Origin of the sequence: Burkholderia sp. 28_3 (assembly GCF_003253915.1) — a bacterium.
Lineage (GTDB): Bacteria > Pseudomonadota > Gammaproteobacteria > Burkholderiales > Burkholderiaceae > Burkholderia > Burkholderia cenocepacia.
The window spans coordinates 237,111-261,386 of record NZ_QKZF01000007.1 but is presented as its reverse complement, the minus strand read 5'-3'; the positions used below and the strand labels follow the sequence as shown (position 1 = coordinate 261,386).

19 protein-coding genes are annotated in these 24,276 nt (G+C 63.5%); 10 read left to right on the top strand and 9 right to left on the bottom strand.

What is annotated here, in order from left to right:
* The first annotated feature begins 94 nt into the window (after positions 1-94).
* The 4 genes from DFS13_RS18005 to DFS13_RS17990 all read left to right on the top strand — a co-directional run bounded on the left by DFS13_RS18005 (position 95) and on the right by DFS13_RS17990 (position 4,583).
* Entirely contained in the window at positions 95-1,453 is a 1,359-nt protein-coding gene (locus DFS13_RS18005; RefSeq protein WP_034203041.1) for an NAD(P)/FAD-dependent oxidoreductase, read from the top strand.
* Between the two features lie 326 nt (positions 1,454-1,779).
* A complete protein-coding gene (locus DFS13_RS18000) occupies positions 1,780-2,214 on the top strand; it encodes a hypothetical protein (protein WP_006483196.1) in 435 nt (144 codons plus the stop codon).
* Positions 2,215-2,396: 182 nt separating this feature from the next.
* A complete protein-coding gene (locus DFS13_RS17995; RefSeq protein WP_060212136.1) occupies positions 2,397-4,025 on the top strand; it encodes a histidine-type phosphatase in 1,629 nt (542 codons plus the stop codon).
* A gap of 183 nt (positions 4,026-4,208) precedes the next feature.
* Positions 4,209-4,583: a hypothetical protein gene (locus DFS13_RS17990; protein ID WP_034203042.1), complete on the top strand. Its 375-nt coding sequence runs from the start codon at positions 4,209-4,211 to the stop codon at positions 4,581-4,583.
* Between the two features lie 18 nt (positions 4,584-4,601).
* Here the strand turns inward: DFS13_RS17990 and DFS13_RS17985 are convergent, their stop codons facing one another.
* Positions 4,602-5,612: a sterol desaturase family protein gene (locus DFS13_RS17985; protein ID WP_230205462.1), complete on the bottom strand. Its 1,011-nt coding sequence runs from the start codon at positions 5,610-5,612 to the stop codon at positions 4,602-4,604.
* A gap of 49 nt (positions 5,613-5,661) precedes the next feature.
* Between DFS13_RS17985 and DFS13_RS17980 the strand changes: the two genes are divergently transcribed.
* Positions 5,662-6,708 carry an AraC family transcriptional regulator gene (locus DFS13_RS17980; protein ID WP_060212139.1) on the top strand — a complete coding sequence of 349 codons (1,047 nt, stop codon included), beginning with the start codon at positions 5,662-5,664 and terminating at the stop codon, positions 6,706-6,708.
* A 94-nt stretch (positions 6,709-6,802) separates the two neighbouring features.
* On the top strand, positions 6,803-7,108 hold the full coding sequence (locus tag DFS13_RS17975; protein ID WP_060212141.1) for a hypothetical protein: 306 nt from the start codon (positions 6,803-6,805) through the stop codon (positions 7,106-7,108).
* A gap of 20 nt (positions 7,109-7,128) precedes the next feature.
* Here DFS13_RS17975 and DFS13_RS17970 read toward each other — a convergent pair whose 3' ends face one another.
* Positions 7,129-7,425 (bottom strand): hypothetical protein, encoded by a 297-nt coding sequence (locus DFS13_RS17970; RefSeq protein ID WP_006483205.1) that lies wholly within the window; start codon positions 7,423-7,425, stop codon positions 7,129-7,131.
* 425 nt (positions 7,426-7,850) lie between these two features.
* Here DFS13_RS17970 and DFS13_RS17965 point away from each other — a divergent pair, with 425 nt between their 5' ends.
* Positions 7,851-9,455, top strand: coding sequence for an EAL domain-containing protein (locus tag DFS13_RS17965; RefSeq protein ID WP_043204577.1), 1,605 nt, complete (start codon positions 7,851-7,853; stop codon positions 9,453-9,455).
* 18 nt (positions 9,456-9,473) lie between these two features.
* On the opposite strand, the gene DFS13_RS17960 is transcribed toward DFS13_RS17965, so the two are convergent.
* The 4 genes from DFS13_RS17960 to kduI form a co-directional block, all read right to left on the bottom strand.
* Positions 9,474-9,845, bottom strand: a complete 372-nt coding sequence (locus tag DFS13_RS17960) for an SH3 domain-containing protein (RefSeq protein ID WP_043204614.1) — start codon at positions 9,843-9,845, stop codon at positions 9,474-9,476.
* Positions 9,846-9,910: 65 nt separating this feature from the next.
* Entirely contained in the window at positions 9,911-10,807 is an 897-nt protein-coding gene (gene kdgR, locus DFS13_RS17955) for a DNA-binding transcriptional regulator KdgR (protein WP_059720936.1), read from the bottom strand.
* A gap of 59 nt (positions 10,808-10,866) precedes the next feature.
* Entirely contained in the window at positions 10,867-11,673 is an 807-nt protein-coding gene (gene kduD, locus DFS13_RS17950) for a 2-dehydro-3-deoxy-D-gluconate 5-dehydrogenase KduD (RefSeq protein WP_111441946.1), read from the bottom strand.
* Between the two features lie 4 nt (positions 11,674-11,677).
* Positions 11,678-12,514, bottom strand: a complete 837-nt coding sequence (gene kduI, locus DFS13_RS17945) for a 5-dehydro-4-deoxy-D-glucuronate isomerase (protein WP_111441945.1) — start codon at positions 12,512-12,514, stop codon at positions 11,678-11,680.
* A 281-nt stretch (positions 12,515-12,795) separates the two neighbouring features.
* Here kduI and kdgT point away from each other — a divergent pair, with 281 nt between their 5' ends.
* Positions 12,796-13,815, top strand: a complete 1,020-nt coding sequence (kdgT, locus tag DFS13_RS17940; RefSeq protein ID WP_006494531.1) for a 2-keto-3-deoxygluconate transporter — start codon at positions 12,796-12,798, stop codon at positions 13,813-13,815.
* 505 nt (positions 13,816-14,320) lie between these two features.
* Here the strand turns inward: kdgT and DFS13_RS17935 are convergent.
* From DFS13_RS17935 to DFS13_RS17925, 3 genes are read right to left on the bottom strand one after another with little or no spacing between them, the layout of a single operon-like run.
* A complete protein-coding gene (locus DFS13_RS17935) occupies positions 14,321-15,628 on the bottom strand; it encodes a sel1 repeat family protein (RefSeq protein ID WP_241308554.1) in 1,308 nt (435 codons plus the stop codon).
* A gap of 2 nt (positions 15,629-15,630) precedes the next feature.
* On the bottom strand, positions 15,631-17,652 hold the full coding sequence (locus tag DFS13_RS17930; RefSeq protein ID WP_111441943.1) for a phosphatidylserine/phosphatidylglycerophosphate/cardiolipin synthase family protein: 2,022 nt from the start codon (positions 17,650-17,652) through the stop codon (positions 15,631-15,633).
* Positions 17,649-20,507 (bottom strand): type VI secretion system Vgr family protein, encoded by a 2,859-nt coding sequence (locus DFS13_RS17925; RefSeq protein ID WP_111441942.1) that lies wholly within the window; start codon positions 20,505-20,507, stop codon positions 17,649-17,651. The genes DFS13_RS17930 and DFS13_RS17925 overlap by 4 nt, the downstream gene beginning before the upstream one ends.
* A 491-nt stretch (positions 20,508-20,998) precedes the next feature.
* On the opposite strand from DFS13_RS17925, the gene DFS13_RS17920 reads away from it, so the two are divergent.
* Positions 20,999-21,757 carry a hypothetical protein gene (locus DFS13_RS17920; RefSeq protein ID WP_006483080.1) on the top strand — a complete coding sequence of 253 codons (759 nt, stop codon included), beginning with the start codon at positions 20,999-21,001 and terminating at the stop codon, positions 21,755-21,757.
* A gap of 101 nt (positions 21,758-21,858) precedes the next feature.
* Positions 21,859-24,243, top strand: coding sequence for a DNA polymerase II (locus tag DFS13_RS17915; RefSeq protein WP_111441941.1), 2,385 nt, complete (start codon positions 21,859-21,861; stop codon positions 24,241-24,243).
* The last annotated feature ends 33 nt before the right edge of the window (positions 24,244-24,276 follow it).

The window sequence follows — 24,276 nt, the reverse complement described above, 5'->3', positions numbered from 1 at the left end:
CGCTTATAAACATTAAATTGTTCGAGTGGGTTCGAAACTATATCGTCGGTTCTTGAGCAATGTCATCCGAATCGTCATTCAGCGGGAGCCCAACATGGACAACACCACGCCCACCCTTGCAACGGACCGCGCACCGCGCGTGCCGCGCATCGTGATCGTCGGCGGCGGCGCCGGCGGCCTGCAGCTCGCGACGCGTCTCGGCGATACGGTCGGACGCCGCGGGCAGGCCGACGTCGTGCTCGTCGACCGTTATCCGACGCACTTCTGGAAGCCGCTGCTGCACGAAGCCGCATCGGGCCATCGCGATCCGGCCTCCCACACGATCGAATACGCGGCGCAGGCGAAGCGTCACGGCTTCCGTTTCGTGCAGGGCGCGCTGCGGCGGGTCGACCGCGCGGCCCGCACGGCGACGATCGCGGCCGTGCGGGATGCGGACGGCACGGAAATCCTGCCGCAGCGGGAACTCGACTATGACGATCTCGTGCTGGCGGTCGGCAGCGTGACGAATTTCTTCAATGTGCCGGGCGCCGAGCGTCATGCGCTGCCGCTCGAAAACCTCGACCAGGCCGAGGATTTCCGCCGCAAGTTCCTCGCTGCGTGCACGAAGGCGAATCACCTGGCCGAGCAGCAGCCCGCGCGGCGGGGCGCGCCGATCTGCATCAACGTGATCGGTGCGGGCGCGACGGGCGTCGAGCTGGCCGCCGCGCTGCGGCACGCGATCCAGCAACTGACCACGTACCGCTTCAAGGCGCTGGTGTCCGCACGCGACGTGCACATCCGGCTGATCGAAGGCGGCCCGCGCATCCTGCCGGCGCTCGACGAACGGCTGTCCGGCAAGATGCACGCGCAGCTTCGCGCGCTGAACGTCGACGTGCTGACCGATACGCGCGTGGCGGAAGTCGGCGCGGATGCCGTGACGACCGCGGCGGGCGAACGGCTCGCGAGCGACATCACGATCTGGGCGGCCGGCGTCGCCGGCCCCGCGATGCTGCGGGACATCGGCGACATCGCGCTGAACCGCTCGAACCAGGTGATCGTGACCGACACGCTGCAGACGCCCGACGATCCGCACGTGTATGCGTTCGGCGATTGCGCCGCATGCCCGTCGACCGGTGCCGGCGGGTTCCTGCCGCCGCGCGCGCAGGTCGCGCACCAGCAGGCCGTGTATCTGGTCAACGCGTTCGCGCGCCGCGTCGCCGGCAAGCCGGTGGCCGGCTTCACGTTCCGCGATGCGGGCACGGTCGTGTCGCTCGGGCATGCGGGTGCGGTGTACCAGGCGGACATCGGCGTGCGCTCGCGCTCGCTGATCGTCGACGGGTTGGCGGCGATCGGGCTGTACAAGTTCCTGTATCGCAAGCACCTGTTCAGCGTGGTCGGCGTGAAGCGCGCGCTGTTCCAGTCGCTGAGCCACTGGCTGCAAAGCCGTAACCAGCCGTCGATCAAGCTGCACTGATCGCGCCTGTTCGCGCGCCCCCTCGCAACGCGGCATATCGGGCGGGCATCGCTCGATATGCCGTTTCCTTATATGCATATGCGCGATGCATCCAGAATGTGCGCCATGCTGGTGCATCACATTGAAGGCCGTCGATGCGCTGCCATTCGCGCGGAAAATGCCGTGCGACACGTGTCCCGCACCCGCTCTGGCTTGCCACCCCATTCATTAGTCGAATCGTATGAGTCGGCTAAAAATATTAATTGGTCGCATTTTCCGGATCGACGCTAAGGTGTGTGGCATTCCCGTCGGCGAACGGATCATCACGTTTCTGAAAAGGAATCACCGTGGTCATCGAAGCCATCGTCACCCGTCTCGACGCAGCATTCGCCCAGATCGAAGCAACACCGGATTCGCGCGAATCGCGCCATCAGCGCGACGCGATCATCCAGTGGCTCGACCGAGCATCGGAAGAAGGATATCGACTCGGTCTCGTCACGACGCTGCCGGCCGCACGGCTCAGCGACATGTTCGAAGGCCAGTTCGGCCGCGCGAACCTCGACCGCTTCTCGGTCGTCGTCACGGATTCGGATCAACAGGACTCCGGATCAAATCAACATCCGTTCGATGTCGCGTTGCAAGCGCTCGGCGTGCCGCCGGAGCGCGCGGTCGGGATCGCGAGCAGCGAACCGGAACGCCGCGAAGTCGAACATTTCGGCCTGTCGCGCTGCGTGAACATCACCGATACGGTGCGCTCGATCGCATCGGCCGGGCTGCACTGAACGCCCGCCCCCGGGCCGGCCGCAGCCGGCCATCATCGTCGATCCGGCGGCAATCCGACGATTGTCCGACCGCATCCTGACATTCTGCTGTCAAAGTCGCTTGCAACACTCCGGGGCTCGACCACATTGCCCCGGAGACGGCACGACGCGCATGCGCATCGTGCCGTCCGTTGCCCGCCACGATGACACGCCCGACCCGCACCGCCGCCGCCCTCACGATCGCCTGTCTGTTGCTCGCCGCCTGCGGCGGGGATGACGACCCGACGCCGCCTGCCACGTCGGCCGACAACAACGGCACGGCGCCCGCACCTCAACCGCAACCTCAGCCCACGCCTGACCCGGCGCCCGCGACCTACTACCAGACGAAGACGCCGTACCGCCCGCAGCAGGACGCCGCGACCTACGAAGCGCCGCCGGCCGGCTACGCGCCGGTCTACACCGAACTCGTCGCACGGCACGGCTCGCGCGGGCTGTCGGGCTTCAAGTACGACGGCGCGATCTACGCGATGCTGGTCAAGGCCGAGGCTGACGGCGCGCTGACCGCGCTGGGCGCGCAACTCAAGGCCGACACGTACGCGATGATGAAGGCCAATGCGCTGCTCGGCTACGGCGTGCAGGGCATCTCGACACCCGGGTACGGCAACCTCACGCAAACCGGCATCCGCGAACATCAGCAACTCGCCGCGCGTCTCGCGCAGCGGCTGCCTGCGCTGTTCGCCGCGGGCAACCGGCAGGTGGTCGTCGTCAACTCGGGCCAGGATCGCGCGGTCGACAGTTCGACATATTTCTCGGCGGCGCTCGTTGCCGCGCAGCCGGCACTGGCGCCGGCCATCACGCTGCCGGCCGCACCGGCCGGCTATCCGGCGAACGCACCGGTCTCGCAGCCGGCCGGCACCAATCGCTTCCTGCTGTATTTCCATTCGCTGAAGCCGGCCACCGATCTCGTGACCGACACGAGCGATCCGTACTACGCGACCTATCAGGCGAGCCAGGCATACCAGGCCTATGCAAACGACGCGACGGTGGCCGCGAAGCTGAAGGCGATCAAGGCCGCGCCCCAAGCGGCCGACGTCGCGCAAACGGTGCTGTCTGCGCTCGTGTCGCCGGCCTTCATCGCGAAGCTCGGCACCGACGGCTACACGTTCGCGAACACCGGCACCTATGCGTTTACATCGACGGACGGCAAGTTCACCAACACGCTGAAGGGCGACGGCAAGACGAAGATCGCGACGGCCGTCGATGCGGTGAACGTGCTGTACAACCTGCTGCAGGTTGCGCCGGCCATGACCGCGGAAACCGGCGGCGTCACGATGGAGAAATACATCGGTGCCGAGCAGGCGCAGTATCTCGCGTACCTGCAGGACGCCGAGGACTACTACCAGAAAGGGCCCGGCATCCAGGAAGCGAACCCGGTGACGTACCGGATGGCGAAGGTGCTGCAGGACGATTTCTTCGGCGAAGTCGATGCGATCGCGCGCGGCGACCTGACGCATGCCGCGAAGCTGCGCTTCACGCATGCGGAGATCGTGATTCCGTTCGCGTCGATCATGAACCTGAGGAACGTGTTCGTGCCGACGCCGCAAGCGCAGACGTACACGTATGCGAACAACCCGTGGCGCGGCGACCAGGTGTCGCCGATGGCCGCGAACATGCAGTGGGATGTTTATCGCAACGGGTCGCGGCTCATCGTGAAGATGCTGTACAACGAGCGCGAAACGGATTTCCAGGCCGCGTGCGACGGCGCGAAGATCGCGCCGACCAGCCACTTCTACGACTACGCGGCGCTGAAGCAGTGTTACGGGTATCAGTGACGCATGGTGACGACAACGTATGCCGGATGCGCGATGCATCACGTCGACGACGTCCGCCCTTGTCCTTCATGCCCGCAATCACCGTCGACAATCTCGAATATCGCGGCCAATTAAAATATCTGATTGCGACCTATCAAGTTTTATCATCTCTGGTCGTTACTATGAATTTCGACCAGGGATGGCATGAATTCAATCATTACGCGCTCGTTTGGCGGACTCACTCGCCCCTACTATATTCGTAACTTTCTTTTCAGCTTGATCTTCCCCACGGTTTTCATCTTCATTTCCAGCTTCGGGAAAGAAGGCCTTCCCGGAGGATTGCTCGCGCTTGTATTGATTTTCATGGCGGTGAGTTGCCTCCTCTACCCTTATTCCCGATTTGTCTACGAAAGCGTCGTGAACTACATCGTTGGACGCAATATGTTCTTTGTCAATGCAGCATTGATGCTGGTTGTCAAGTTCATGACCATGTTCCTGTGTTGGTATCTAGCCATTTTCATCGCACCGCTCGGCCTGGCATACCTTTTCTTCCGTCATCGCCCGACAGGCGCCAACTGAAAAACCGGCCCCGCGCGGTCAAGTACCGCGCTCGGTCATGTCCGCCCGACTCGCCCCTTCCCCCCCCTTCCGCTCGACGCTCCACGTATGGATCGGCCGATGCCCGGGCCGCTCCCACTCGGGCGGCATCCACAGATGCTTCAAGCGCTGCAGAACCGGCCCGGGTGCGAGCACATCGCGCCACATGTCGACGAATTCGTGCACGTTCAGAACAAGAAAGTTGTACGAACGAATCTGCTGCGTGATGCCGTAGTCGACCGGCTCCGTTTCCTCGACATAGGTGCCGAACATCCGGTCGAAGATGATCAGCACGCCGCCGTAGTTGCGGTCGATGTACCGCGGATTGCGGCCATGATGCGCGCGATGGTTCGACGGCGTGTCGAACACGTACTCGAACCAGCGCGGCAGCCGGCCGATCGCTTCGGTATGCACGAAGTACTGGTACGCGAGATCGACGGCAAGCAGGAACAGCACGACGGCGGGCGGAATGCCGAGCCACACCGGCGGCAGATAGAACAGGAACACGCCGACGAACGCGTTCAGCAGCGACTGGCGCATCGCCGTCGTGAAGTTCATCACCTCGCCGCTGTGATGCGGCACGTGTGCGGCCCAGAACCAGCGCACGCGGTGCGACGTACGATGAAACCAGTAGTAGCAGAACTCGACGACGACGAAGATCGGCACGATCGTGAAGCCGTTCACCGGCACGTCGAACAGCCGGTGTCGATAGACCCACGCGAAGATCGCACCGGTCAACAGCAATCCCGTCACGGTCTCGGCCACCTGATAACCGGCGCCGAGCGACAGGTTCGCGACGATCTCCTTCCAGCGAAACGGTTCGCGGCGGCCACGCCGGGTCATTACCGCGTACTCGACCGCAAATGCGATCAGGAACACCGGCGTCATGCCGATCAGCAGCACCTGCTTCCAGTCCACGTCGTTACCCAGGAACGCATGGAGCCACGTCATCAACTCGGTCGGCATGTCGACAGCCTCGATCGGGAACTGCCGCGCAGTATGGTCGCGCACGGGTCGGCCCGCGTTGACACTTGCCGACGATTACTTGACACTTTCCGCCATGCCCGCCGCCTCCCCGCTTGCGACCCAGCGCATCTATTACTCGAGCACGTACGTGCGGCTGCTGTTCGACTATCTGTCCGGGCAGGGCAAGGATGCGGCGCGCGTGCTCGGCGAGGCACGGCCACCGGAGGACGACCGCGGGCTGACGCTGTACGCGAGCGCGCATTGGCGGCGTCTGCTCGAACGCGCGGCCGATGCGCTCGACGATCCGCTGCTCGGCCTGCACGTCGGCCAGCGGATCACGCCCGCGCATCTCGGCGCGCTCGGCTATGCGCTGCATGCGTGCCGCGACGCCGGCGCGGCGCTCGCGCGCTGGCAGCAATACGAACACCTGATCGCGAACGTCGCGCGCATGGAAGTGCGCGTCGAGGCAACGTCAGTGGCGATCGAATGGCACGATGCACCGGAACCGCTCGGCCCGCTCGTCGACGAAGTCGCGCTGACCGCGATCGTGCAATTCGCGCGCAATATCACCGGCACGCGCACCGGGCCCGACGAAGTCTGCTTCGTGCATCCGTCGCCCGGCGACGAACAGCCGTACCGCGATTACTTCGGCTGCCCCGTCCGGTTCGGCCAGCCGGTGAACCGGCTCGCCTTCCCGTTGCGCTTGCTCACGCAGCCGCTGCAGCGGCCCGACGACGCGCTGCGGCAAATGATGGAACGCCAGGCGAGCGCGCTGCTCGCGGAACTGCGGCAGACGGACGATCTCGAACAGTCGGTGCGCGAGGCCGTCGCGCGTTTGCTGACGCAGGGTGAAGTGAGCATCGAGCAGATCGCGGCGGATCTGCATGTGTCGTCCCGCACGCTGCATCGCCGGCTGGCCGGGCTCGGGCTGAACTTCCGGCACCTGCGCGAGGATACGCGGCGGCGGCTCGCGATCGATCATCTGAACGATCCGCGGCTCACGCTCGCCGAAGTGGCCTGGTTGCTCGGCTATTCCGAACACAGCGCGTTTACGCGCGCCTTTCGGCGCTGGACCGGGGAATCGCCGCAGCAGTGGCGCAGCCGTCAGCCGGCGCGGGCAGCCAGCGTCGCGCGCGGCTGAGCGGCTGAGCGGCTGTTGGGGCGGGTGCACGCATCGCGCGCGGACGAACTCGCATCGGCTCGCGTGGTCGAACCCGCATCGCCGGAGAACCCTCATGAAACGCGTCGCCCTTGCCGCCGCCCTGACCCTGTTTGCCGCCTTCAACGTGCCGGCCATCGCCGGTGCGCCCTCCGGCGCCGTCGCGCCGGTTCCGACTCAGGCCCATGCGAAAAATTGCGTGCCGTCGCGGGATGCCGCGCCAGGCGCCCGTTCGCCGTCCGGCGCACCGCCGATCCGCGTATGCGTCGGCGACGCCGACACGCAACTGAACCTGCCGTGGTTCCTGACCGACGTGCTCACCGCGGTGGACACGCATCAGTCGCCAAGCGGCCTGCTCCACAAGATGCGCAACGATTTCTGAAGCGCAGCCGCCCCCATCGTTCATGGCCCGTCGGCGCGCTTCAGCACCTCGATGAACGTGCCGACGATGCCGGCCCACATGGCAGGATCGGCAATACGCTCCAGCAGCACCCGCAATGCCCGTCGTTCTTCGTTCGACAGCACGCCGTGCGTGCCGCGGATGCTGTCGTAGCGCGGCGTGCCGCGCGACGCGAGTGCGCGATCGAGCGAGTAGTCGCGCGTCTGTCCATCCACTGCAATCCTGATCCACAGCGAACCGCCGTCCGCCACTGCGGCGCCATCGGTCACGATGACCGTGGGTCCGGCATTTTCTTCCATCGTCACGCTCCGGTTTGACGCCCCGGCAGAAGTCTGCCGCCGGCCGCGCCAAATGGAAATGTTTCTTTTTGAGACACAATCACAAAACCACATCAATATTTAAACAACAATATTTCGTAATATCGCGCCGCGTCTTATACTTGCCGCGCACCATCCTCGTGCCAAGAGACGGTGTTTTTTGTCCCGGCTGCACACACTGTGCGGCCGGGGCTTTTTTCGGTACGCTGCGTCGATATACATGCTCAATGCGCGCATGTTATTGAGGAATGCTGCCAGATGAAGGGTCGATCGCGACAGGCCGAGCCGATGCCGTCGCGCCGGCCGAATCGACCGGCGTCCCGAAGCCGGCGCGCGAGCCGCATGGCCCGAATCGGGCATGCGGGATGCGCGCCGTTGGCGCATCGACCGGTTCGACTTGCCACGCCATGCGTACAACACCAAAGGCAACCGCGGGACTGTGGGCGCTCACGCCCGGCTCGAAGCCCCTTTTCCATCGCCGCGGCGCGTGGCCGCGCGTCGTGTTTTTCGCCGCCGTGATCATTTGCGTGCTCGTGCCCGCGTTCGCGATCGTGCTGGCCGACCGCTACGCGCGCGATGCCGTCACCGCGCATGAGCGCGTCGTGGCAAACGACATCGTGGCTTCCGTGGACCGCATTCTGGACGGCGTGCGCCTTCGACACGCGGACGAGCTGACCGCACTGGTCGGGCGGCCGTGCGCGACGGTGTTCCGGACACTCGCCGAAGTGGGCACTCGCCTGCGCTATCTGCGGGCGGTCGCGCTGGTAAATGACGGGCGCGTGATGTGTTCGTCGGCGCTCGGCTCGATCGACCTGCCGCTCGCCGCATATGCGCGCGAACCCGAACCGGGATCGATGATCGTCACGCTGCTGCGCCAGACGCCGTTCCAGCATGGCATTCCGGTACTGTCCGCGTTCCGCGCGACCGCGCGCGGCGCGGGCGTCCTGTACCTGATCGAAGGCGACTACGTCGCCGACGCGCTGAACCACGGCACCGGCGATGGCGCGGAAACGGCCACGCTGTCGATCGCGGGTTCGGGCCGTCTCGATCAGCACGGCAAGTTCGCGCCGGAAACGGCGGCCGGCCCCGTCGGCGGCAGCACGATGGCGTCGCAGCGCTGGCCGTTCACGGTGTCGGTCATCGCCTCGGCGCGCTACGCGGCACAGGTGCAGCGCCACTACCGGCTGATCTGCGCGACGATCGTGCTGCTGGCCGACAGCCTCGTGATGGCCGCTTACCTGCTCGCGATGGCCCCGCGGCGGCTGTTGCTGAAAGCGGTGCGCCACGCGCTCAGGCGCAACGAATTCCATGTCGTGTACCAGCCGATCGTCGACGTGCAGACGCGCAGGACGGTCGGCGTCGAAGCGTTGCTGCGCTGGCACCATCCGAAGTGGGGGGCCATCAGCCCGGCCGCATTCATCCCGCAGGTGGAATCCAGCACCGTGCTGCCGAAGGTCACCGAATTCGTGCTGCGCACGGCCGTGTCCGAACTGACCGCGCTGACACCGTCCGCGCCGCTGCGCATCGCCGTGAACGTTGCGCCGCAGGATCTCGAGCGCGGGCGGTTCGTGGCCGTCGTCGAGGAGGCGATCCGCGCGCTGCCGCCCGGCTTCACGCTGGTGCTCGAAGTCACCGAGCGCATCCTGCTGGAGAAGAACGCGCGAACCACCGAGATTTTCCAGACGCTGCGCTCGAAAGGCGCGAAGTTCGCGATCGACGATTTCGGCACGCATCACAGCAATCTCGACATGCTGTCGCGCTTTCCGTTCGACTACGTGAAGATCGATCGGCAGTTCATCTCGCAACTGGACGGCGGCAGCGCGAGGCTGATCGAAGGGATCGCGGCCGTCGCGCATCACTACGGCCTGAAGATCATCGCGGAAGGCGTGGAGACGGAAGCGCAGCATCGCGCGCTGCATGCGGTCGGGATCCAGTATGCGCAGGGATATCTCTACCAGCGGCCGCTGCGCGCGGAGAACCTGAAGCGCGATTTCGCATGGGCGCCGGTGTAGCGGCGCCGCCGACGGCGACTACTGCGCGCCGTATCGACCGTCGAGGCGCACGCGGCCCTGCTCGACCCATCCTTCGAAGTCGTCGCCGGTCTTGCCGTTCACGTACATGATGTTGTACCAGCGCCCGTGCGACTTGTAGACGGTCACCGAATCGCCGGGAACGATGAAGGTCCGCTTCGTCATGCATTGCGCGTCGGGCGCCGAGTAGAAATACGCGCGCCCCGTGCCGATCACCGTACCCGACGCCGGCGGCCGGAAGTTGTCATCCGGACCGCTCGTGGCCGCATCGAGCTGCCCGCAATCGACCGCGCGCCTCGCGTGCGCGCCGCTCGCAGCCAGGCTCGCGCCGAGCACCAGCATCGCGATGCCCATGCGCATCGTCATTTTCATCTGCATGATCAAGTTCTGTATGCCGTATGGTTGTTTCGGCGTGCCGGTTCGCGCCCGGCACACGCTCAATCCTGCGCGATGGTCGTCGCTTCGACGCCTACCGCCTCCGGATGATGCCCGAGCCGGGCGGAAATCGCCTGCCCGGCCTCCTTCAGCAACGCGACGTAATGCGCCTTCGTGTCCGCGCCGCACCGCATCGTCGGGAACGACAGCGACAACCCCGCGATCACGCGACCGAAACGGTCGAACACCGGCACCGCGAGACACAGCAGACCGTCTTCCTGCTCCTCGTTGTCCTCGCCGTAGCCCTGCTGCCGCACGTGCGGCAGGATGCTCATCACCGCATCCGCCGACGCCAGCGTCTTCGCGGTCGACTTCCTGAACTCGATGCCGGCCAGCACCGCACGCGCGTCGCCGGGCGCCATCCATGCGAGCAGCACCTTGCCGATCGCGGTGCTGTACAGCGGATTGCGCCGGCCGATCCGCGACTGCATGCGCAGCCCGTAATCGGCGTCGATCTTGTGGATGTAGATGATCGCGTCCTCGTCGAACGCGCCGAGATGCACGGCTTCGCGCGTCAGTTGCCCGATGCGGCGCATCTCGAGATCGGCCTCGCGCACGAGGTCCACGCTTTCCAGCGCCTTGCTGCCGAGCTCGAACAGCCGGATCGTCAGCCGGTAGCGGTCGGTCTCGCCTTCCTGCGCGACGTAGCCGAGCGTCTTGAGCGTCTGCAGGAAGCGATGCACCGTCGTCTTCGACATGCCGAGCTGGTGCGACAGTTCGCTGATGCCGATCTCGCGGCGCTCGCCGAGCGCGGCGAGGATCGTGAAGACCTTGCCGACCGCGGCGACCGAATCGGGCTTCTCGACGCTCCCTGCCGCCGACGGGTCGGCCCCCGGTTGGCCGCCACCGGTTTCCTGGTTCGCCTGATCGCGCTTGCGCTGCCTGGGCGTTGCTGTCATGTCCGTGAATCCGTGAGATGCGAATCGGGAGAGCATAACGCGTTCATCGCGCGAGCCGGTCAGCGCGCGAGCCAACCGCCGTCGACGGCCAGCGTATGGCCGTGCACGTAGTCCGACGCGCGCGACGCGAGGAACACCGCCGCGCCCGCGAGATCGTCCGGCACGCCCCAGCGGCCGGCCGGGATGCGGCCGAGAATTTCGTCGCTGCGCCGGCTGTCCTCGCGCAACTGCGCGGTGTTGTCGGTCTCCATGTAGCCGGGTGCGATCGCGTTCACGTTGATGCCGCGCGCGGCCCATTCGTTCGCGAGCAGCCGCGTGAGGCCCAGCACGCCGCTCTTCGACGCCGTGTACGACGGCACGCGAATGCCGCCCTGGAACGACAGCATCGACGCGACGTTCACGATCTTGCCGCCGCGCCCCTGCCGCACCATCTGCCGCGCGACGGCCTGCGACAGGAAGAACACGCTCTTCAGGTTCACGTCGATCACGGCGTCCCAGTCGGCTTCGGTGAACGCGAGCGCATCGCAGCGGCGAATCATGCCCGCGTTGTTGACGAGGATGTCAACGTGGCCGAACGCATCGACCGCATCCTCGACGATCCGCTCGACCGGCTCGAGCGTCGACAGATCCGCGCGCACGTCGACGAAGCGCCGCCCGGCGGCCGCGACGCGCGCCGACGTTGCATCGGATGACGAACGATTCGCACCGACGATGTCGCACCCGGCCGACGCGAGCGCGACGGCCATCGCCGCGCCGAGCCCCGTGTTGCAGCCGGTGACGATCGCGACCTTGCCGTTGAGGTCGAACAGGCGGGCGAGCGCGGCATGCGCGCCGGCGGCGGGAAGTTCGGGCGTTTCGCGTTTCATGATGTCAGCGCAGGTCGGCGACGGCGATGTGATCCATGTCCTTGAACACCTGGTTCTCGCCGACCATCCCCCAGATGAACGTGTATGCCTGCGTGCCGACGCCGGAATGAATCGACCAGCTCGGCGAAATCACGGCTTGCTCGTTGTGCACCACCACGTGACGCGTCTCCCTCGGTTCGCCGAGCAGATGGAACACGGCCGCGTCGGCGGCGAGATTGAAGTAGAAATACACCTCCATCCGCCGCTCGTGCGTGTGACACGGCATCGTGTTCCACAGGCTGCCGGGCTCGAGTTTCGTCATCCCCATCGACAACTGGCAGGTCGGCAATACGTCGGGCACGATGAACTTGTAGATCGTGCGACGGTTGCTCGTGGCCGCGTCGCCGAGCGTTTCGGGCGATGCCTGCGCGAGCGTGATCGTGCGGGTCGGATAGGCCGTGTGCGCGGGCGCGCAGTTCAGGTAGAACTTCGCCGGCCGCGCGTGATCGTCGCTGCCGAACACGACACCCTGCCCGCCTTGCCCGATATAGATCGCCTCTTCGGTGCCCACCGCATGACGCTGCCCGTCGACCTCGACCCAGCCCGGCCCGCCGATGTTGATCGCCCCGAGTTCGCGCCGCGCCAGCAGATGGCTCACGCCCATCGCGGCGCCGAGCGACGCCGGCACCTCGACCGGCCGCGTGGCCGGCCACGCGCCGCCGACGATGATGCGGTCGATATGGCTGTAGGTGAGCGACAGCGCGTCCGGCGCGAACACGTTCTCCACCAGGAAATGCCGGCGCAGGCCGGCCGTGTCGAGCGCCTTCGCGTGTTCGCTGTGTATGCCCTGTCGCACGTCCATGCCGGTTCTCCGTTGGGGAATGGGCAGGCCGCCGGCATCGTCGCCGCCGCTCGCCCTGATGAAGATTGAAGCACACATTTATCAAATTCGGAACGTCGATCCGGATTTTCGATCCAGCTTCGTCGGTCGATCAATCCCTTTCCTGTCTGTGCCATCGTGTCTTACGGGTATACGACTACCACTGAAATTCACAAAAACGGACCATCGTTCCGAATCCTGTCCTATAGTCAGTCAGCAGACATCATTCGACAACGGGACGCATCGACGTCCACGGAGGAGACGTGAAGCTGAAACAGGCCATCGACCGCATTCCGGGCGGGCTCATGCTGGTCCCGATGCTGCTGGGTGCGTGCGTGCATACGTTCGCCCCGAACGCCGGAAAGTACTTCGGCTCGTTCACCAACGGCCTGATCGCCGGCACGGTGCCGATCCTCGCCGTCTGGTTCTTCTGCATGGGCGCGACGATCAACCTGCGCGCGACGGGCGTCGTGTTGCGCAAATCGGGCACGCTGCTCGCGACCAAGATCGTGGTCGCGTGGCTCGCGACGCTGATCGCCGCGCAGTTCATCCCCGACGACGGCATCCGCACGGGCCTGTTCGCGGGCCTGTCGCTGCTCGCGATCACGACGTCGATGGACATGACCAACGGCGGCCTCTATGCGGCCGTGATGCAGCAGTACGGCAGCAAGGAAGAAGCCGGCGCGTTCGTGCTGATGTCGATCGAATCGGGGCCGCTCGTCAGCATGCTGATTCTCGGCGCGGCGGGCGTCGCGGTGTTCGAGACGCGGCTCTTCGTCGGCGCGGTGCTGCCGTTCCTGATCGGCTTCACGCTCGGCAACCTCGATGAAGACCTGCGCGAGTTGTTCGGGCGCTGCGTGCATCCGCTGATTCCGTTCTTCGGCTTCGCGCTCGGCAACGGCATCGATCTGAACGTGATTGCGAAGAGCGGGCTGCCGGGTATCGCACTCGGGCTCGCGGTGATCGTCGTGACGGGCGTGCCGTTGATTCTGGCGGACAAGTTCGTGGGCGGCGGCAACGGGACGGCCGGACTTGCCGCGTCGTCGACGGCCGGCGCCGCGGTCGCGAACCCGGCGATCATCGGCGAGATGATTCCGAAGTTCAAACCGATGGTGCCGGCGGCGACGGCGATCGTCGCGACCGCGTGCCTCGTGACGGCGATCCTCGTGCCGATTCTGACGGCGATGTGGGCGAAGCGGGCGGCGAGGGTGTCAGGGGTGCCGGTGAGGGTCGCCGCGCGGGTCGGGAATGGCGGGGCGATCGAGCATGAGGGGCATGTCTGAGGAGGGACAGCGATCGCCCGGTGATTCGCCGCCTTCGGCTTCTACGACGACGGCATTCCGTGGGACGTTTCCGCCGTGTCGCGGCTCACGGGAGCGTAGAACACGCGGCACCACACCCGGTAAACCACACAGGCGCCGCCGAGGGTCACGATCGCCATCGTGATCGGCAACACGCGCATGCCGATGTGGACTCCGGGATCAATCAGTCGTCAGGTGCGCGATGCCGGTTGGCCGGGCGGGTGGTCGACGGACGGCGATGCGTCGTCCTGGTGAAAAGGTGCTGCGTATCGTCAATCTGGTCGGTTCGGGTGTCGTGCAACCTGCGCCGTCTTGCGGGCAGGGTTGGCAGTCCGCGCGCGCGTAGCATTCTCGCTCTTCGAGCACGCGGCCAGCAGGCACGAAACAAGCAAGGCGATAGACGTTCTACACATGATCAATCGAGCCTGCTGCGCGTGGCCGCAATCGAACGAGCGGGTTGGGCACGCAGCCTTGATGCATGAACCGGTCAAGCCTGCTCAAGGTACGCAACGAGTTCCCACGCAACTTGTTCAACGTGCCGGCGCGTCCCCATCATGCTGTCGAGCACCGCCAGCTTTCTCGGTTCATGCACGACGACAGACGGTAGCGCGTCGCCCTTGAGGAATCGGCGCTGCGTATCGCCAAACTGACCCGCACCGAGTTTCGCGCACCATACGCCGTCTTCCGGGCAGGGCTGGCCCGTGTGAGCAACCGTACCCAATGGCAGACGGGATGCGACGTTTTCCGGTTGCTCGGCCTGCGAAGTCTTGTCCGCGGATCCTGGGAGCGGTAATCCTGTCGCGGGATCGAGATGTTTGGCTTTCGCCATCTCGTTGATGAACTCGTCTGAAGGCTTCTGCGGTGGCGTCGCTGCGTCTTGTTCCTTTTGCCATTGGAACGTGCCGTCCCACGGCGGCAGTTTTGCCGGCGGCAGCGGAACAATCTTGTCGATATCCGGGACCTTGGGATTGCGGCCGTCGTTGTCTCTCAGAAACACTCCGATAAGGTTATAACGTCGGCTTCGTTCCGCATCCGGCTGCGCGCCTAGTGCATACAACGGATTCCTCCCGGCCTTCGCGTCAAACGACTCTTCAAGGAGTAGTGCAGACTGGCTGCTTCCTGCCTCGACACTTTTCTGAAATGCCTGAGAAGCTTTCATAAAATCTTTGTCATTCTGAAAAGTCACCCCAAGATAGTTCGCGGCATCCGCGTGACCTTGATCCGCAGCACATTGAAACATTTGACGAGCAATATCAGGCGCTGCATCAGCAGGATCAAGCAAGTTTGCCACGTAATACTGCGCGTCGGCATTCCCAAGGTCAGCAGCTTTTCGGATATACCGTCGCGCTGCGTCTTCATCATGCTGGAGACCGTAGCCACTCAACAAATAGTGACCAATGTCGTAGTATCCGCTCGGCACGCCAGCCTTGATAAGTTGCTCCGCAAGATCAACGCTTTCCTTTTCGGGATCAGGCGATGATGCCGCTCCGGATGAAATCAGAATTTGCAAATTGTGATTAGCCTTATAGTGCCCATGCGCGGCAGCGATCCGATAGTAGCGCGCAACATCACCAAAATCCTTTTCACCCTCCTTTTTCTGAAGGTATCGACCATACTCAAACAGCTTATCTGCCTCCGGATCGAGAGGCGGCAAATGATCGACCTCATGCGAACAAGTGAAAGCCAGATTCAGGCGCACAGCATTTACATCAGGTAACGAGTTCATGGCACTCTCATTCTTCGAGCAAGCCGCCAGTAGGCATGAGATCAGTAGGATGATAGAAATTCTTCGCATACTTAGTCGAGCGCGCTTCGCGTGGTCGTCGCAGTCTGAAAATTGACAATTGAAGCAAATGGCGGTTGCTTCTTTGAATTCAGGAAAGTTTGATTTTTAGAAAGAATCATCTTCCAAGTATCATAAACTCGCCCAAAGTCATCGCCAACTGAATCACTCAAAACATCATCAGCATCCTTTACCCCCTGTCCCGGACTCGGCTTCGTATGAATAGTCCACAGCCGCTTCCGAAGCGACTTCGTTATATCGCCATTTTCGTGAGCTATATTCAGCTCACTATCCACTTCCATACTGCGCGTGTTGACGTTTGCTGATCCATGAGTTGTAAACACATCATCTATCAGCATGATTTTGCTATGTACATATGTATTCATCCAATTCCCGGCCGGGGAGTCTGGCGCAACCAACGTACATATTAACGCCTTAAGCCCGGGAATGTCCCCTGGAACAATTTTTCCATGATTATTATTGTCAATCTTAGAATCCAGTTCCTTCAATTGTTGTTGTAATTTCTTTTTTTGTGCAGCCAGTTTCGCGTAATACGCCGCCATTTGCTCCGGTGTCCCTGTACCGTACACATTCGCCCCCTGCACGGCACTGTCCACGCCGTCGATCTGAGTCATCAGATTCCAGCGTTGCTGCTGCATTGCGTCATTGCGCTCCAATCTGGTGACGTTCGGCATCGTATCCGCATGGCCCAGCGACTCCATCATGCGATACGTCGATACCTGTCCGTGGTCCAACGCGTCATCGCTAGAATTGGTCACCACGAACAGATAAAGCGGTCCGTGCTTGCCCACATCTCTGCCACCGCTGGTCTGCTTGTTGATAGCAGCCTTAATGTGGTCGACCAGCGGTGGCCAGCGAAAGTACTGATTCTCGATGTAGATATAACGCGTCGCATTATCTGTCGTCTGCTTGTACATCGACCGGATATCACGACGGTTTTCCCCCTCCTGCGATTGGGTCCGCAGGATTTGCGCCCGCAACGGGGTCCCTCGACTCCTATCGACGACAAGGCGTTTGGCGAGCGCCCGTCGCGGCGTCGTCAAATCCATGCTGGTCGCGTGTTGCCATGCACGGCAGAAATTCACATTCAGGTGTTCAAGGATGGGGCCAGTCACCATCGCGGACATGTCCTGCCTCGGCGTTGCCCCATTTCGACCAGCGCGTGCATGCATCCGCGCAAACGAATGTTGATCGTCGTCCCAGTATGCGTCCAGCGTGTTATGGCCCATCACGAAGCCAACTGCATGCTCTGGCCATTCATAGTCGACCATCACTGACTTTTGGTGATGCGAAGGTTCGCTACTAAAGCCGACCGTTATGGCCTCCTCGTTCAGGTTCTTATCTTCCCGGAACATCATTTCACGATGGATGATTTCCCAGCGATCCCCCAAGGAGAAATCGCGCGTCGCCATCTCGATGCAGGGCAACCCTGGAATACCGAGAAGCTTGTCGCCCTGTTGTGGTGGCGGCAAACCCGCCGCATGCCGTGCACGCAGTTTTGCAGCGATCTCTTCTTTGAAGTCGTCCCGATAAAGCGATGGAGAGACCTTGCGCGCCTCCTTGTACCAGGCACGATCGTATTCTCTCTCCGCATCGTTCTCGTTCTGAAATGCTCGACTTCTCAACCAGTTCAAGCCGGGCGTCGAATTCTCACTGAACTGCGCAACTCCCAAAGAATCGGCCCAGCACAGAATTCGAACTCGAACGCCTTGCAGCCCCTTCGTGATGAGCAGTTCACCGATATTCATCGAGGCGCCGCCGAGCCCGCGCTTGAAGTACATCGAAGGCTGAAATCCCCAGCAGATGATGTCGACGCTGTACCTCGCTGCCATGATGGCGTCATACACGGCGCCAAACGCCTCTTGCCCGTTCACAAGCGGCCTGTATGAGCAATCAACCGGGTGGAACTCGGCTCCCCTTTTCTCATCGTTGATGTCCACAAACCACGGTAAGGTCGGTGATGCGGTCGCAGTGTGGTTGAGCGCCATCGGCGTCGTTATCGTCTTGTCCGTCATGCATCCTCTCCCGACCCGGTACCGAGCAGATTACTGTATCGCGTTCTATTCAAGGCCCGATCGCCCGGCGGTTCGATATCGGTGGCAGTGCTGCTTTCGTGATACTGAAACCCCTGATTCGCAAGTTTCCCGTTCTCGGCATCCCGATACTCACCCGGCACCGGAATCTCGTGCTTCACCCCGTTCGCCATCTCCAGCGTGTACTTCTGCGTGGTGACCTGATGATCGATCGGCAACTGCCCGGTCTTGTCGAACACCCCTTGCTTGACCAGCGCCCCGTCCGCGTAAAGCTTGTACGGCATGCCGACCGGAACGACACGGGTCGCGGACGGCGAGGCCATGGTATTCAGCATCAGCCGACGCGTCGGCAAATCCTTGAACGCGGGATGGGTCACATCCATCCGCGCAGGGCCGCTGAACGCATGCTGCGCGCCCTTGATGTCGATCTTTCCCGGCGCATGAATCTCGATGTCGCCCCCTTTGAGCCGAATGTACGCGCCGCCCGACGTCAACAGGATTTCCTGCTGCGCCGATGCCTGGACCTTCTCGGTCACGGAGGCCAGCAACAACGACTTCTGCGCGGTCACTTCGACATTGTCCGCATGAGTCTGAACCTCGATCTTCCCCTTCGCGGCAAACAGCTTCATCCCGGCATTCTGCACGAACAGGCTCAGTTTCTCCGTAATGCTGGCGACCAGCGATTTGCCGGTCGCCACGTGCGTGCTTTGCCCGCTGACGATATTGACGTGCTGATCCGCCGCAACGTGCGTCGACTTCTGCGTCGACAGGCCGATGCCGGCAGGCGCAGCCATGAGGATCACCGGCTGCTTGAACGCACTGGCGTCGCCCGTCCCTCCGCCGGCCGTCACACCGCCACCGCCCATCGCACCCGATTCGCTGTGCTGCGTCGCATCCGCGAAGGCCTTGAAGGTGTCGTGGCCATCCTTCAGGCTTTCCGCCTTCGACGTTTCGCTTGCCTGCGACAAGCCATCGAGGATATTCGCGGAGCCGTTCAATTGACGCGTCGCCAGGCTGGCATCGAGTGGCTGGCCAGCCACCGGGTGCGTCGTCACGAACAGTCCTCGCCCGGCCCGCAGCGCGCCATAGGCTTCGGAGCTCAAGTCGAAGCCTTTGCCCAGATAACCGCCCCGTGCGTTGTCGTTCTGATCGATCAGGTAGCCCAGGTGCAACGCGGCATTCGTGCTGCTGCTATACAGATGCACGCGGTTCTGGCCCGTGGAGTCGTCCATGACCATCTGGTTGTAACCGCTTCCCGAAAACTCCTGGGACCGGTAGCCCGACAGCAGCGCATTCGAATGCCATCGCGGCTTCGCGGCCCCGTTGTAGACGCGGTGCAACGCAATCGGACGGTCGATGTCGTTCCCGATATGGCCGATCAGCAGTTCCTCGCCTGCGCGCGGCATGTGAACGCCACCGTACCCGTCGCCGGTATCGGATTGCGCGACACGTACCCAGCACGACGCCCGCTCGTCACCTTCGTTGTGCCGATCCCAGATGAACAGCACCTTGATCCGGTTCAGGCCGTCGGTATACGCCTGCTGCCCTTTGGGGCCGGCCACGATGGCCGATTCCAGCTTGGCTTCCGGTTTCCGGTGTTCGAGCGGGCTGCGATATGGCACGGACGTACGCTGCGCTTCGATGGCAACTCGATAGAAGCCAGTCGAGCCGTCGTCATGCGATACGGTGAACAGCTTGTCGGGGTCGTCCGCATCGGCCTGTTTCACTGCAGAATAGAGGCTGTGTGGATAGTTGGCTTCGTGCCCGGAAAGCGGCACGTTGTTCACGATGATCCACTCGACCTCGATCACCGCGAATTCCCGGTGATCGGCCGCGTCCTGATCGTGCTCGGGATGCCCCGTCAGCGTGAATCGCCGCCCCGCATCGATGCGGCGCACCCCGCCGACACCATCGTAGCGCTTGGCTCGCGACTCCCATTCCTCCATGCGGATCTTGCCGAGATGATCGCCGCGCTCCTGTTCCGGGTACGTATAGCCGCCCGTGTATTCATACACCTCGGCCTGCGACGGCAGATCGCCCTGGTTCGCCATCGTGGGCACCGACGTCGCCTTCGGGTTGGCAGGGGTCGACGGATTCTTGTAGTCGAACGTTCGCGTCGACAGCAGGACGGACTGCAGCGTCCGGGTACCGGCCCACTGCGTCAAGGCGTCCACTTCGCCATGAACGCCCGCCCGCGAAAACTCGACCGTTGCCGGCGCAAGCGGCTCGAGCGTCTGCAGACGGTCGGTCATCACGAGCGTGTGCGATTTGCCGTCCTGCGCTTGTTTCCAGGCGCCGTACAGACCTTCGGATTCGAGCAGCCGATGCACGAAATTCCAGTCGGTTTCGTCCTGACGGCAATAGGAACGCGAGGGCAGCGGTTGCGACAATTCAAAGCGATACATCCCGCGCGCCTGCGGATGCGCATCGAATACGTCGGCAATGATCGCGTCGACGGTCTTGTCTTGCCAGTGGCGCTGGTCCCGTCGGAATTTCAGGAAATGCAGCCATGACGAGAAACTGAGCTGATAACACGCGAGTCCGCCATCCACACCGAGTTTTCTCGCGGTATGAATGTAGCCGTGGTGAGGAAGATAGGACTTGTCGGTTTGCTGGATCCACAGCGTGATGGGCTGCGAAATCAGTGCCTTGAGCTGGACATCATTCGATGTCGACACACAGTCGACCATGAACAGGTAATCCCGACCGATACGAGACTGCCCGAACACGCGATGCGGGATCAAGACGTTACTACCAAGCGGTGTATCGAGCTTGAGAAGCCGTTCCTGCTGAATCAGCCCTCCCGTGAGTGCCCCGATCATGCTGTGCGCATCCATAGCGCCTCTCTCAGAATTATGTTGTTCTCGACCGGCGATTCTACGAATGACGATTCTGTGACGTCAATTGGGTGGAATTCAAATAATTGAAAACTGTAATTAGTTATTCATTGACGCGAATGCATTTAGTAATACCGAGATGCTGCGACAAGCAGACGCCATTCGTCCTGCACGATGTGCGCCGAGCATTTCCGCGTCACCTGACGTCCCACTGCAAGCACCCGTGGCTTGCACGACGACACGGTTCCACCGTCACCGATCCCACCGCGCGATGCCCGAGCCGACCCACCCCGCGGCCCTGCTATGATCGTTTGCCTCGCGCCCGTTGCCTGCCTTTTCACAAAAGGTGCCGGAACAAACGCTACGCCGACGCGAGCCGCTGCAAAAGCCTAAAAAGAGCAATAGAGAGGCGACGGGGCGCCCCTGGCATACCCGCCGCGGATTTCCGATCCGGCCGTGCGGGCTTCGGTCCGCCATCAGGAGACATCTCCATGAATTTCATCTTGCGTGTCGGGCGCACCTGGGACACCCAGATCGATGCCATTCGCGACGCCGTTACCGAACACACGAACCTGATCCGCTACGACAACACGTACTACCGGATCTGTTCGAATGCGGCGCCGCCTTCGTTTACGATCAGCCTGCTTCCCAGCACCGGCGGCACACCGCTCGTGCTCAACATGCGTACGCGCGACCTGTACGTCGAGTTGATCGGCGGTCATCCGTTCGAAAACTACTCGCACAATCTCGACCGGATGCCGTTCGATGCGATCGCCACCAGTGGGAGCGACGCGGTGCGCGGCTTCTCGCTCGATAGCGCGATTCGCGGCCTGCTGCGCACACCCGACGGCGACAAACGCATGCTCACGCCCGATGATCGTTTCCTCGCGCAATCGCTCGTCGTGTTCTGCGTGGCCGAGTCGCTGCGATTCGACAAGATCGCGACCGAACTCGGGCAGTACTTCCGGTCGTCTTACGATCCGAATCATCCGGAAATCACCAGCTTCCTGAAGGGCGCCACGCCGATCCGGTATCTGCAGTCGTGGTTGAAGATGGCGAAGAACTGGGAAAAAACGACCCGGGACGTATTCGACGGCATCCCCGACAAGATGCGCGAGATCGTCGTCCAGCCGCGCGACCGGTTGTCGCCGGCCGACCGGCAGGCGTCCGCGCGCGTCGACACCACCGCGTTCGGCGAAGTCACGCAGAAGATCGCGCCGGGCATGCGCGTGCTGATGCGGCCGTCGTGACGCTCCGGCTTCCTGCCACCTGGTGCCATCGACCACCGCCGGCGCGAAGCGCTTCCAGGCGCTAAAATCCGCCGCCTGAGCATCCACGACGAGCAAGCGTTTTGACGGCGTTCGAGCAGGGCTTCATCCTTACCCGCCACTGGCGGGACACCGCATCCGGCATCGAGATCGAGTTCTGGCTGGCAACCGGACACGGCCCGCGCCGCGTGCGGTTGCGCCCGCAGGAAGCCGTCGCGTTCATCCCCGCCGAGCAGCAGGCGCTCGCCGAGCGCACGCTGGCCGGCGAGCGCGACGCCGAGTTGCGGCCGCTCGCGCTGCGCGACTTCCGGCAGCGCCCGGTCGTCGGCCTCTATTGCAAGCGCTACCGCCATCTGTCCGGGCTCCAGAAACGCCTGGCCGCCGCCGGCGTCGACGTCTACGAAGCCGACGTGCAGCCGCCCGACCGCTACGCGATGGAGCGCTTCATCACCGCCTGCGTCGAGTTTCGCGGCCAGCCCGGCCGCGACGGCACGCTGACCGGCGGCGAGCTGAAGCCGGCGACCGGTTACCGCCCCGCGCTGCGCTGCGTGTCGCTCGACATCGAAACCAGCGTCCACGGCGAGCTGTACTCGATCGCGCTCGAAGGTTGCGGTCAGCGCCAGGTCTACATGCTCGGCCCGCCGAACGGCGACGAACGCGATAGCACCGGCACGCTCGATTTCAATCTCGACTACTGCGACAGCCGGCCCGCGATGCTCGCGCGGCTGAACGACTGGTTCGACGAGCACGATCCCGATGCGGTGATCGGCTGGAATCTCGTGCAGTTCGACCTGCGCATCCTGCACGCGCACGCGGAGCAATACGGCGTGCCGCTGAAACTCGGACGCGGCGGCAGCGTGCTCGACTGGCGCGCGCACGGCCAGCAGCCCGACCACTTCTTCGCGGGCGCGGCCGGCCGGCTGATCCTCGACGGCATCGACATGCTGAAATCCGCGACGTGGACCTTCCCGTCGTTCAGCCTCGAATACGTGTCGCAGTCTCTGCTCGGCGAAGGCAAGTCGATCGACAATCCGTATCAGCGGATGGACGAGATCCAGCGCCGCTTCGATCACGACAAGCCCGCGCTCGCGCGCTACAACCTGAAGGATTGCGAGCTCGTCACGCGCATCTTCGACAAGGCCGACCTGCTGTCCTTCGCGCTCGAACGCGCAAGCGTCACGGGTCTCGCGGCCGATCGCACCGGCGGGTCGGTCGCGGCGTTCACGCACCTGTACCTGCCGCGCATGCATCGGCTCGGCTATGTCGCGCCGAACCTCGGCGACGTGACGGGGCAGAACAGCCCCGGCGGCTTCGTGATGGATTCGCGCCCCGGGCTGTACGACTCGGTGCTCGTGTTCGACTACAAGAGCCTCTATCCGTCGATCATCCGCACGTTCCTGATCGATCCGGTCGGGCTGATCGAGGGGCTCGCGCACCCCGCCGACGACACATCGGTGCCCGGTTTTCTCGGCGCGCGTTTCTCGCGCACCGCGCACTGCCTGCCCGACATCGTGCGGCGCGTGTGGGAAGGCCGCGACGACGCGAAGCGGCAGCGCAACGCACCGCTGTCGCAGGCGCTGAAGATCATCATGAATTCGTTTTACGGCGTGCTCGGCTCGACCGGCTGCCGCTTCTTCGACCCGCGCCTCGCATCGTCGATCACGATGCGCGGCCACGAGATCATGCACCGCACGCGCAAGCTGATCGAAGCTCAGGGTTACGAAGTGATTTACGGCGATACCGATTCGACGTTCGTATGGCTCGGCCGCGCGCATGACGACGACGAAGCCGGCGCGAAGGGTCGGGCGCTGGTCGAGCACGTGAATCGCTGGTGGCAAGCGCACCTGCGCGAACAGTTCGGGCTCGACAGCGCGCTGGAGCTGCAATACGAGCGGCATTACCGCCGCTTCCTGATGCCGACCGTGCGCGGCGCGGAAGAAGGCAGCAAGAAGCGCTATGCGGGCCTCGCGGCGACGGCCGACGGCGGCGAGGATCTCGTGTTCAAGGGGCTCGAAACAGTGCGCACCGACTGGACGCCGCTCGCGCAACAGTTTCAGCGCGAGTTGTACCGGCGCGTGTTCAGGCGCGAACCGTATCAGGATTTCATTCGCGACTACGTGCGGCGCACGCTGGCCGGCGAATTCGACGATCAGCTCGTGTACCGCAAGCGCGTGCGCCGGCCGCTGCGCGAATACGAGCGCAACGTACCGCCGCACGTGCGCGCGGCGCGCATCGCCGACGAGTTCAATCATGCGCAGGGCCGGCCGCTGCAGTATCAGCGCGGCGGATGGATCAGCTACGTGATGACGACGGCCGGCCCCGAGCCGCTCGAAACGATGCGCTCGCCGATCGACTATGCGTTCTACCTGAGCCGCCAGCTTCAGCCCGTCGCCGATGCGATCCTGCCGTTCCTGCGCGACGATTTCGAACGCGTGATCTCGGGGCAGGGGCAGTTGTTCGGCGATTGACGAGTCACCCTCCAGCCCGTCCCGGTTGCGCAC

What these genes read in the sequence shown, in the direction of transcription:
- DFS13_RS18005 (WP_034203041.1), top strand. Translation starts at nt 95, where the DNA reads ATGGACAACACCACGCCCACCCTTGCAACGGACCGCGCACCGCGCGTG.
- DFS13_RS17995 (WP_060212136.1), top strand. Translation starts at nt 2,397, where the DNA reads ATGACACGCCCGACCCGCACCGCCGCCGCCCTCACGATCGCCTGTCTG.
- DFS13_RS17990 (WP_034203042.1), top strand. Translation starts at nt 4,209, where the DNA reads ATGAATTCAATCATTACGCGCTCGTTTGGCGGACTCACTCGCCCCTAC.
- DFS13_RS17980 (WP_060212139.1), top strand. Translation starts at nt 5,662, where the DNA reads ATGCCCGCCGCCTCCCCGCTTGCGACCCAGCGCATCTATTACTCGAGC.
- DFS13_RS17975 (WP_060212141.1), top strand. Translation starts at nt 6,803, where the DNA reads ATGAAACGCGTCGCCCTTGCCGCCGCCCTGACCCTGTTTGCCGCCTTC.
- DFS13_RS17970 (WP_006483205.1), bottom strand. Translation starts at nt 7,425, where the DNA reads ATGGAAGAAAATGCCGGACCCACGGTCATCGTGACCGATGGCGCCGCA.
- DFS13_RS17965 (WP_043204577.1), top strand. Translation starts at nt 7,851, where the DNA reads ATGCGTACAACACCAAAGGCAACCGCGGGACTGTGGGCGCTCACGCCC.
- DFS13_RS17960 (WP_043204614.1), bottom strand. Translation starts at nt 9,845, where the DNA reads ATGAAAATGACGATGCGCATGGGCATCGCGATGCTGGTGCTCGGCGCG.
- kdgR (WP_059720936.1), bottom strand. Translation starts at nt 10,807, where the DNA reads ATGACAGCAACGCCCAGGCAGCGCAAGCGCGATCAGGCGAACCAGGAA.
- kduD (WP_111441946.1), bottom strand. Translation starts at nt 11,673, where the DNA reads ATGAAACGCGAAACGCCCGAACTTCCCGCCGCCGGCGCGCATGCCGCG.
- kduI (WP_111441945.1), bottom strand. Translation starts at nt 12,514, where the DNA reads ATGGACGTGCGACAGGGCATACACAGCGAACACGCGAAGGCGCTCGAC.
- DFS13_RS17935 (WP_241308554.1), bottom strand. Translation starts at nt 15,628, where the DNA reads ATGCGAAGAATTTCTATCATCCTACTGATCTCATGCCTACTGGCGGCT.
- DFS13_RS17930 (WP_111441943.1), bottom strand. Translation starts at nt 17,652, where the DNA reads ATGACGGACAAGACGATAACGACGCCGATGGCGCTCAACCACACTGCG.
- DFS13_RS17925 (WP_111441942.1), bottom strand. Translation starts at nt 20,507, where the DNA reads ATGGATGCGCACAGCATGATCGGGGCACTCACGGGAGGGCTGATTCAG.
- DFS13_RS17920 (WP_006483080.1), top strand. Translation starts at nt 20,999, where the DNA reads ATGAATTTCATCTTGCGTGTCGGGCGCACCTGGGACACCCAGATCGAT.